Source organism: Alkalibacillus almallahensis, assembly GCF_011761495.1.
Taxonomy (GTDB): domain Bacteria; phylum Bacillota; class Bacilli; order Bacillales; family Alkalibacillaceae; genus Alkalibacillus; species Alkalibacillus almallahensis.
The window spans coordinates 1-10,342 of sequence record NZ_JAASRU010000027.1 but is presented as its reverse complement, the minus strand read 5'-3'; the positions used below and the strand labels follow the sequence as shown (position 1 = coordinate 10,342).

12 protein-coding genes are annotated in these 10,342 nt (G+C 37.5%); 3 read left to right on the top strand and 9 right to left on the bottom strand.

Going from position 1 to position 10,342, the window contains the following annotated elements:
• Positions 1–164: 164 nt before the first annotated feature.
• Positions 165–560 carry a YtxH domain-containing protein gene (locus tag FHR85_RS14205; protein ID WP_167264414.1) on the bottom strand — a complete coding sequence of 132 codons (396 nt, stop codon included), beginning with the start codon at positions 558–560 and terminating at the stop codon, positions 165–167.
• A gap of 24 nt (positions 561–584) precedes the next feature.
• Positions 585–1,004, bottom strand: coding sequence for a DUF948 domain-containing protein (locus FHR85_RS14200; RefSeq protein ID WP_167264412.1), 420 nt, complete (start codon positions 1,002–1,004; stop codon positions 585–587).
• A gap of 137 nt (positions 1,005–1,141) precedes the next feature.
• Between FHR85_RS14200 and FHR85_RS14195 the strand changes: the two genes are divergently transcribed.
• Positions 1,142–2,257 carry an aminopeptidase gene (locus tag FHR85_RS14195; protein WP_167264410.1) on the top strand — a complete coding sequence of 372 codons (1,116 nt, stop codon included), beginning with the start codon at positions 1,142–1,144 and terminating at the stop codon, positions 2,255–2,257.
• A gap of 35 nt (positions 2,258–2,292) precedes the next feature.
• Here FHR85_RS14195 and murC read toward each other — a convergent pair whose 3' ends face one another.
• The 6 genes from murC to FHR85_RS14165 form a co-directional block, all read right to left on the bottom strand.
• Complete coding sequence (murC, locus tag FHR85_RS14190) at positions 2,293–3,588, bottom strand: UDP-N-acetylmuramate--L-alanine ligase (RefSeq protein ID WP_167264408.1); 1,296 nt, start codon at positions 3,586–3,588, stop codon at positions 2,293–2,295.
• Positions 3,589–3,826: 238 nt separating this feature from the next.
• On the bottom strand, positions 3,827–4,936 hold the full coding sequence (locus tag FHR85_RS14185; RefSeq protein WP_167264406.1) for a nicotinate phosphoribosyltransferase: 1,110 nt from the start codon (positions 4,934–4,936) through the stop codon (positions 3,827–3,829).
• 44 nt (positions 4,937–4,980) lie between these two features.
• The gene (ytpR, locus tag FHR85_RS14180) at positions 4,981–5,598 is read right to left on the bottom strand and encodes a YtpR family tRNA-binding protein (protein ID WP_167264404.1); all 618 of its coding nucleotides are present in this window, start codon (positions 5,596–5,598) and stop codon (positions 4,981–4,983) included.
• Between the two features lie 5 nt (positions 5,599–5,603).
• Positions 5,604–6,416 (bottom strand): DUF1444 domain-containing protein, encoded by an 813-nt coding sequence (locus tag FHR85_RS14175; RefSeq protein WP_167264401.1) that lies wholly within the window; start codon positions 6,414–6,416, stop codon positions 5,604–5,606.
• Between the two features lie 75 nt (positions 6,417–6,491).
• Positions 6,492–7,514: a PTS sugar transporter subunit IIC gene (locus FHR85_RS14170; RefSeq protein WP_167264399.1), complete on the bottom strand. Its 1,023-nt coding sequence runs from the start codon at positions 7,512–7,514 to the stop codon at positions 6,492–6,494.
• 21 nt (positions 7,515–7,535) lie between these two features.
• Positions 7,536–8,033: a hypothetical protein gene (locus tag FHR85_RS14165; RefSeq protein WP_167264397.1), complete on the bottom strand. Its 498-nt coding sequence runs from the start codon at positions 8,031–8,033 to the stop codon at positions 7,536–7,538.
• Positions 8,034–8,135: 102 nt separating this feature from the next.
• Between FHR85_RS14165 and FHR85_RS14160 the strand changes: the two genes are divergently transcribed.
• Positions 8,136–8,576, top strand: coding sequence for a YtoQ family protein (locus tag FHR85_RS14160; RefSeq protein ID WP_167264395.1), 441 nt, complete (start codon positions 8,136–8,138; stop codon positions 8,574–8,576).
• Between the two features lie 82 nt (positions 8,577–8,658).
• On the opposite strand, the gene FHR85_RS14155 is transcribed toward FHR85_RS14160, so the two are convergent.
• Complete coding sequence (locus FHR85_RS14155; protein WP_167264416.1) at positions 8,659–9,726, bottom strand: M42 family metallopeptidase; 1,068 nt, start codon at positions 9,724–9,726, stop codon at positions 8,659–8,661.
• Positions 9,727–9,863: 137 nt separating this feature from the next.
• Here FHR85_RS14155 and FHR85_RS14150 point away from each other — a divergent pair, with 137 nt between their 5' ends.
• The gene (locus tag FHR85_RS14150) at positions 9,864–10,181 is read left to right on the top strand and encodes a peptidase M4 (RefSeq protein WP_167264393.1); all 318 of its coding nucleotides are present in this window, start codon (positions 9,864–9,866) and stop codon (positions 10,179–10,181) included.
• Positions 10,182–10,342 lie beyond the last annotated feature (161 nt).

Sequence of the window (10,342 nt, the reverse complement as noted above, 5' to 3'; positions counted from 1 at the left end):
GCATCCACCGTAAGCGGATCACATGATGCCAACGGCCACCATCAAACCTTCACGCTAAATTGTGTATCTACCCCAACAAATATTTTAGAGCCATATTTTAGAGCCTAAAAAAAGCTGTTAGCAATGTCAACTAACAGCCTTTAAAATTTATTCAATTTTGTTTATTAATATTGTTGGGAACTCTCGTATAATTCATTAGCTTCCTGACGCTCAAGCTCTTCTGTTGCCTCTTCAATGGCATCAGCAATATCTTGTGCTACTTCATCGTTTTGACCTTGAGCTTGGTTTTTCATTTCTGCTACTTTATCTTGTAATTGACCTTTTGTTTCTCTCATACGTTGAGAAACTTCGTTACCTTTTTCGTAAGCAACGTCTTTCCACTCATCCGCACGTTCTCTTACTTGTTGTGCGCCTGTGTTTAGATCTTCGCGGATTTCTTTCCCTGATTTCGGAGCGAATAATAGTGCGACTGATGCACCAACAATACCTCCTAGTAACGTTCCAATCATAAAGTCTTTGCTATTGATGTTCTCTTCATTCTTTTGTTTTTCTTCAGTCATACGTTTGTCCTCCTCTAATCTCTTTTATTGCTTTTCTTTATATTTTTTCCACAAATGAATCGCCGCTTCTCCCCATTTAATTGTTTGAGAAGTTTGTGCTGCATGTTCATTTGCTTGTTCCTCAAGTTCTTCAGAAAGCTTCTGTAAAGATTCATTGAATTGGTTAACAGTATAACCTATTCCCTTAATTCCATCAAATAAAACATTAACTTTCTCAGTTTTACCAGCGATATCTTCCGCTAAGTGATTAGTCTTATTTAGTAATAATTCCGTTTCTTTTGTCACACCTTCTAGTTGGCCTTCTAAGCCTCCTACTGTTGATGCCACGTTCTCTAGTGTTTTAGTCACTGATTTAAGTGTACGTGAAATATAAATCACTAGAACAATAAAACCAATTGCAAAAGCTATTGATGCAATTAATGCTGAAATATGTAACAAGTTCAATTGCTTCATCTCCTTCCGTCCATAATGTTACATATTAATCTATACCCATACAATTAAATTGTCAAACACCATATGGTTTTATTTTTAAAATTTAGTATAATAAACTTGATGTTAACAATTTAATTAGGAGGGGAAAAATGCGAGACCCAAGAATTAATAAATTAGCTGATTTACTCGTCAATTATTCCGTTAAACTGCAAAAAGACGAAAAACTATTAATCGAAAACACTGGCATACAACAAGAGCTTGTCTCCGCGATCGTTGAAAAAGCATACGAAGCTGGTGGCCATCCATTTGTGGAATTAAAAGATCAAAAAGTGATGCGTTCCCTTTTAAAAGGAGCAAACGAAACACAATTAAAAGCTTGGGAACAGTATGAAGCAAACGTTATGAATGACATGGATGCTTATATTGCTGTTCGATCAGGAGACAATATTAACGAATTAGCTGATGTACCTAGCGAGAAAAACAAATTGTACGGGCAAACAGTGATGAACGTACATCGACAAATCCGTGTACCAAATACAAAATGGTGTGTACTACGTTACCCTAATGAGTCCATGGCACAATTAGCTGAAATGAGCACAGAAGCTTTTGAAGACTTCTACTTTAACGTATGTACTTTAGATTATGCAAAAATGAATGACGCTATGGATGCGCTCGTTAAGAAAATGCAAGAAACTGACGAAGTGAAAATCAAAGGGCCTGGTACAGACTTAAAGTTCTCCATTAAAGATATCCCTGTCATCAAATGTGCTGGTGAACTGAATATACCAGATGGTGAAGTATACACAGCCCCTGTACGTAACTCAGTTAATGGTACTTTGACTTATAACACGCCATCTCCTTATCAAGGATTCACATATGAGAATGTATCCCTTACCTTTGAAGATGGTAAAATCATTCATGCACAGGCCAATGACACAGAACGAATCCAACATGTTTTCGATACAGATGAGGGTGCGCGCTATATTGGTGAATTTGCTATCGGCATTAATCCGTATATCCAACACCCAATGAAAGATATTTTATTCGATGAGAAAATTGATGGCAGTTTCCATTTCACACCTGGTCAAGCATATGACAATGCTTATAATGGCAATGATTCTTCAATCCACTGGGATATGGTTAATATCCAAAGAGAGGATTACGGCGGTGGTGAAATGTATTTCGACGGTGAATTAGTTCGTAAAGATGGCCGTTTTGTCATCCCTGAATTAACCCCTCTCAACCCTGATCAATTAAAGGCATAAGAAAACGCTCGGTGTTTAAACACCGAGCGATATTTTTATGCTAAAGCCTTAAATGCTTCTTCGTATTTTTGAATATCTCCAGCTCCCATAAATAAAATAACGCTATTATTATGAAGCTGTAATCGATGCGTTTCATCTTCAGTAATAAAACTAGCACCGTCTACTTTAGTCTGTAAATCATCAATCGATAACTTCCCATTTTTCTCTCTTGCCGATCCAAAGATATCACATAGGTAAATATGGTCAGCTTTCGATAAGCTTTCTGCAAATTCATTTAAAAATTCAGCTGTACGCGAATAAGTATGTGGCTGGAAAACTGCAACCACGTCTTTATTCGGATATTTCTTTCGAGCTGAATCGATAGTGGCGTCAATTTCAATTGGATGATGAGCATAATCATCTATAATAATTTGGCCATCTTTCCATTCTGTTTCTGTAAAACGGCGTTTCACTCCACCAAAGGAATAGATTGCTTTGGTTTGTTCAGGCGAGAAATTCTCATAATCACATAACGCTATAACGCTTAAAGCATTCAAGACACTGTGATTCCCATAGGCTGGAATTTCAAATGTATCGTAGTACACACCTCGAACATACACTTCAAATATTGTACCATTTTCCGTTTCGGCAATATTAGCCGCCTGGAAATCATTCTCTGGCAGTAACCCATAATACACGACAGGTACTTGAGCATGAATAGCTTGAAGATTCTCATCATCACCACACGCAATGATCCCTCGTTTAACATTCATTGCCATTTCCTGAAAAGCTTTAAATACATCATCAAGATCCTTAAAATAATCAGGATGATCGAAATCGATATTCGTCATGATCGCATAATCTGGTTCGTAAGCTAAGAAATGACGTCGATATTCGCAAGCTTCAAACGCAAAATATTCACTATCAGCTCGACCTTTACCAGTACCATCACCAATTAAATAAGACGTCGGTACGTTCTCACTTAATGTATGGGCTAATAAACCTGTGGTTGAAGTCTTTCCATGAGCTCCAGTCACCGCAATACTCGTATATTGTTGGATATACTGGCCTAAGAATTCGTGATATCGATAAAATGGAACGCCTTTTGACTTCGCACTAACAATCTCCTCATGATCATCAGAAAATGCATTTCCTGCAATGACAATATGATGATTTTCAATGTTATTGGCGTCAAATGTTAAAATAGGAATCTGTTTCTTTTGTAAGATTTCATCTGTAAAAAACGTTTTTTCAATATCTGACCCCTGCACTGTTTCACCAGAGTCATGTAAGATTTGAGCTAATGCACTCATCCCTGTTCCTTTTATGCCTATAAAGTGGTAAGTCGACATGAATCGAACCCCCGTATTGTTCATTCTGTTATTAATATATGTTTTGATTTCTAAATTGCTTTTTTCATTATAGCAGAATTATCACAATCGTCCACCATAATCAATTATTTAGCTCGAAATTGCATCTTTTCGCTCAGTTAAAGTTTAACCATTCTGAATACACCGTATCAAAATAGGCATCTTTTGACTAATAATAGACATTTAAACGACAAAAAACGGTGATTGATTTTAATTAAAATCAATCACCGTTATATTCAACCTTATCTAAACGTGGATTGGGCATGAATTTACGACCTTGCTTCGCTTCATGTTCATTGTTTAATAACACATTGTCACCCGTAAATCCAATTTTCATTTTTAATAAATTACTTCCTACACCATACATATCAACCGGGACATGTAAGGACTCGAAATAACGTATTTTATCTTCAGTGAAGCCACCACTGGCCATGATTTTGACATGATCAAATCCTTCATCATCTAAGGCTTTGCGCAGCGCAAAGATTAATTGTGGATTCACCCCACGCGGGTCAAAGGATCCCATTAAATGTTGGTTACGAAAGAAATATTTATCAACCATGTTTTTCGAGGTATCAAGTCGAACCCCTTTAAGCTCGTCACCAAATTCACGTGCTACCTTCAATGAATCCGTAATAATATCATTATTGTAATCTACTAGTGCAAGTAATTCATCATTAGGAAACGTCGCTTGATAGGCTTTGGTTGCTTTAACAATGTCGCCTTTATACATTTGAATTAAGGCGTGAGGCATCGTGCCCATTCCTTCTTTGCCCCACCATTCATTCATAGCATGAGTTGCTTGAGCTGTCGAACCGCCAATGTATGCAGCATAGCCATCCCCTGCCTGTTGGGTATAATGATCATCACGGTCACCCATGAAAATCACTGGTTTCTGTATGCCTGACGATCCAGCAGCATTCACTACCTCATACACATTGGTTGCAACAGATGTTCTTCGTCCAAGAATACCATCGATAATCCCTTCTAAATACCCAAAATCTTGGTACCGTCCAGTCACGGTTAACACAGATTCATAGGGGGCCACTTTGTCACCATCTGCTAGTGCATAAATTTCTAAATCTTCAGGATGATCTGCGAAAGTATGTAATAATGCAATGGCTTCATCTGTACCACATAAAACAGCATTCTTCTTCTGAAAGAACTGCATGGTGACTATATTATCACTCAAATGTTCTTCAACTATTTGCTTGGTTTTTAGAAAGTATACAGCTGAAAACCAACCATCCTTAATACGTTCATCAAATTTAAACGTTTGATTGGTTAAACGTTTGATTTTCCCCTGTTGTTTTAATTCAAATTCTTTCACGAGTAGACCCCTCCCCTCGTTCGCAAGAGCATTTCAAACATTAATTAAGCTTGATACATGCTTAATGTGAACGGATTACCAACTTTTTCTTGATCATTCAGTACTAAAATTCCTTTTTCCTGTGGTGCATTAGGTAAATTTAATTCTCTGGCGGCACAAATCATACCTGTTGATTTAACCCCTCGTAGCTCTGAATCTTTAATCTCTAAGCCACTAGGCATGAATGCGCCCACTTTTGCTACAACAACCTTCTGTCCTTCAGCTACATTCGGTGCTCCACAAACAATTTGCAAAGTCTCTTCACCGACATCAACTTGGCAAACACTTAATTTATCAGAATCGTCATGTTGTTCAATGGAATCGATATTTCCGACAACAAATTTCGGGGATAAGTCAATATTAAGTGTTTCATGTAATCCATTATTGTTAAAAATCTGATTCACTTGGTCAACAAAATCTTGATTAATATTTAGCAATTCGTAATGATTCACGTCCATGTAATTTGAAGCATTAAAAATATTATAAGCAACTGCTTCACCTGAATCAGCTAATGCTATTCGGGCTACATCACCATATTCTTCAACAATTGTTTTAGCATCCGTTTGGTGTAAGGTTAATAATAAAACATTACCTATACCTTGACGATTATATACAACTTGCATCGCTTCTACTCCTTATCACTTTCAGGTTTTTTCTGAGCTAATATGAAAATCGGTTCTAACTGATCACCTTCGTATAAGAACGGTAGTGACGTAATGGGAATTCGACCTTCTGCGAAAAATTGCATCATCATTTGCGCCAATACATCATAACCCATTTTATTATGAATGTCCGCAAAAATTAACACATCTTGATGAGGCACACCCACTGCAAGCTCACCTTCTGTAGTTGCTCGCATTTCTTCTATCAATGCTTCATTCAATATTCGGCTGCCGTCATAGCCATCATTCGTTGAAAGGAAATAAAATGTATTTCCAGCCACCTCATCTTGCCTCATATCCGTTGATAAACGTCGAATATTAAACATGGCTACTTCGTGAATGCGATCCTTTGTCCAATTTTCTTTGGTCATCATATTCTCATCAATTAAACGATAAGATTGACCCAAATCAATCGCATAATAAATTCGCGTCTCAGCCGTATGGTCCGTATAAATTAGCGGAACTCCTTCGTTAGATTCCGTTGCAAAGGACCCTGCCCGAATAACAGGATATATTTGGCTTTCCTTCCCTTCTAAGGTCTGCTCCTCATTCATAATCGTTAAAGCTTCACTTATATGAGAGACCAGTTCGTTAATAGCCTCTTCACCACGATTTTCCCATTTGGAAATAACACCTGGTAGCGAAATAGTGACACCTTGCTCACTATGCTTCCACTCAATACGAAATGTATCTTCATCTTTATTAAATGTTGTTTTCCATTCTGCAAAATTAAAACGTTCTTCTAGCATTTTCTTCATTTTAATACTAGTCATTTTCATTATATTTCACCCCATTATTGAAGCACATCACTCAATATTTTACCATGTCACTATTGGTTAGCAAAGTCACGGGGATTATGCATCAAGTCTCATATCACCATCTTGAATAAGACCTTTCTTTCTTAGCCATTCAGATAAGACGAAACTAATTAGTCCTGGTAAGATAATTAACAATAAGATGATCACCCACATAAGTTGTGCCGATGAACCCATTGTTTCAACTAACATAATCGGGCCCACTAGTCCACTAGTTCCCATGCCTGCACCAATTGCGTTATTCTCTAATTCTAACCATACTGTCGCAACTGGAGCCAACACCATTCCTGCGACAGTTGGAGGAATAAGTAAAATTGGTTTCCTGACGATATTAGCAATTTGAAGCATGGAGGTCCCCATACCTTGAGAGATGAGTCCACCAAAGCCATTTTCTCGGTAACTGCTTACCGCAAAACCAATCATTTGAGCGGCACATCCAACAGTTGCTGCACCAGCAGCTAACCCTTGAAGATCTAACATAACAGCTATTGCAACACTTGATATCGGAGCTGTTAAAGCCATACCCATTAAAGCAGCCACAATCATTCCCATGAGAAAAGGTCTTAAATCTGTTGCCCAATTAATAATCGAACCAAAGCCCTCTAACATAGCTGAAATCGGCGGACCAACCGTAGAGGCTACCACAAAGCCTACCAAGATCGTTACCAATGGGGTTAGGACAATGTCTAACTTCGTCTCGTTACTAATTAGCTTTCCGATTTCAACTGCCACTAAGGCAGCAATAAAGCTTCCAGCAGGGCCCCCACCAATTTCAGCAGCGTAACTTCCGGCAAACAGTGTACTATATAATACGAGTGGTGGTGCTTTTAAACCATGGGCAATAGCAATTCCTATCGCTCCACCATATATAACAGGTTGAATCGCAAAATCACCAATGTCTACAAAAGCTTGAGGTAAAAATGGCACTTCATTACCTAGTGTTTGAAAAATCGTACCAATAATGAGTGACGCAAATAAACCTAAAGCCATATAGCTTAAGGATGTTAGCACATACTGATGGAAAGATGGATGAACACCTTTACGCTCCAAAAATTGCTTCAAGACCATTACCTCCGAATAGGATTATTGTTGCTTTACAGATTCAATCATCTCAATCATCATCGTAATATCTTCTTCCATATCTCCAACATTTGTGACTGTTGACATCTTAATTCCGCCAATCCCTACATGGATTTCGTAGCGTTCTTCATCGTATTCCTTTGCTTGTAAGTAAGCAAAGGCGTCTTCAGTTTCAAATGTTTTTAGATAAAGCCCTTTATTTTCAATTTGATTATAGAACCATTTACTATTTGGCGCTTCAAATTCATTAACGAACAATACATACGATTGATCATCTTCTTTAAAGACAACATTACTTTTATTTTGGTCACTTACTTCTAATTCTTCAGGTTTATAAATATCAAATTGATCAAAATTTGTATTCGTTTCTTTTGTATTAGACGATAAAAACGTCTCTTTTACTTTATTTTCGGCTTCATCAAATGCTTCATCCATTGATGGCGAGCAAGCCCCCAAGACGAAACCAAGTAATACAATCCCGATTCCTGCAATTCTCTTCAACTCATTTCCCTCCGAAACTAGCTTTCTATTAAGATATTTGACAAATGAATTTTCTCTGTTCATTATTAATGATAACATCAATCTCTACAAGGAGGATATTTAATGACTTTATCAATCTATCTAGCTGGTCAAATTCATGATGATTGGCGTGATCAATTAAAATCAAAAGCCAAGCAACATAATTTAGATTTAACATTTTCAGGTCCACAAGAAAATCATGATTTATCTGATGATATTGGTGAACAAATATTAGGTGAGCAACCTAACCAAATTCACCGAGACGATGCCGCATCAAGCATCAATAACTTTAGAACACAATTGATGATGCAACAAGCAGATGCTGTGATCGCTCTTTTCGGTGAATCTTATAAACAATGGAATACAGCGATGGACGCTGGAATAGCCATTGGATTAAACAAGCCTCTGATTCTGATTCGACCTGAATCATTAGTGCATCCTTTAAAAGAATTATCTAATAAAGCTAATGTTACAGTCGAAACTATTGATCAAGCCTTAGATGTTCTCGTCTATACATTTAAATAGCCTCTTATAAATAGAGAGATGAACATTTTTAGTTCATCTCTCTTATTTTAACGTGCGCATAAACATTGTCAATATATAAATTTTAGCTATTTTGTTTGATCGAATCGACCGTTGATTGGTCAATGGATTTAACTAAATTTGTTAATAATTCTTTGGCAGCAGCATAATCATCAATATGAATCATGGATGAGCTTGTATGAATATAACGGGAACAAATACCAACCACTGCTGATGGCACACCATCGTTTGAAGTGTGTACGCGACCTGCATCAGTTCCACCTTGTGAAATGAAATACTGATATGGAATATCGTTAGATTCTGCGGTATCAAGAATGAATTCACGCATACCACGATGTGTAATCATTGTTCGGTCGAAAATACGTAATAATGCACCTTTTCCTAATTGACCAAACTCTTTGTCATCACCTTCCATATCATTCGCCGGTGAAGCATCTAATGCAAAAAACAGATCCGGATCAATCATATTCGCAGCCACTTGAGCACCACGAAGGCCTACCTCTTCTTGTACAGTAGCACCTGAATAAAGCGTATGGTTTAAGTTTTCACCTTGTAATTCTTTTAATAGCTCAATCGATAAACCACAGCCATAACGATTATCCCAAGCTTTTGCCATCACTTTCTTTTCATTTGCCATTTCTGTAAATGGACAAACAGGAACGATCGGTTGCCCAGGCTTAACGCCAATACGCTCTACATCTTCTTCATCATCTGCACCAATATCAATTAACATATCTTTAACTTCCATTGGTTTCTTCCGTTGTTCTGGTGTTAAATTATGAGGCGGTGTTGAACCAATCACCCCTGTAACAGGTCCGTGGTCTGTCATCACTTGGACACGTTGCGCAAGCATAACTTGACTCCACCAACCACCTAAGGTTTGGAAGCGTAACATACCATTTTTAGTCACTTGGGTTACCATGAACCCTACCTCATCCATGTGGCCTGCTACCATGACTTTAGGTCCCTCGCCATGACGAACACCAAAGACACCACCTAAACGATCTTGAACAACTTCATCAGAATATTTATGTAGTTCTTGTCGCATAAACTGACGAACTTGATGTTCGTGGCCAGGTGCTCCAGGAAGTTCTGTTAACGTTTTAAACATTTCTTTTGTCTCTTGATTCAAGATTATCACTCCAAGCATAATAGAATCCTCTTTTATTTTAACAGAAAATTTTTGATAATCCATCACATTTTATTTCCTTTTCCAATACACAGTCGTTATAATAAGGTTAAAATGACTTATTATTGGAGTGAATTAACATGAAATGGTATAAACTAGTTGTACCTGCAACTGTTGGCATTGCTGTTGGAACAATCGTTGGTAAAAAAGTGAAAGATCACTGGTTAGTGCCTGAGGTTGCATTAAATCGAGTAAAAGAAGAATTTAAACAATCCGGACCTATTAGTGGATCCTGGATTCTAATGGACAAGAAAGCTTATGATCATAATGGCCAATCTTTCAAAGTATACGAAGGTGGCGTGTCTCGAACAATTGACGGAAAGACAGAACAATATCAATTTGTTGCTGATGCTACTTCTGGCCAAATTCTAGACAGTTATAAATTAGTTGAATCTTAAGTACTTAAACGAATAACCCCCAGTTCATGACTGTTTCAAACAGTTTTGAACTGGGGGTTATTTTAATACCTCGATTGTAAAATTAAGCGAGACACTATAAAAGGACATGTCATGATATACTCAACCCATAACCTACCAAAGTTAAGGAGAGTGTATCTGAC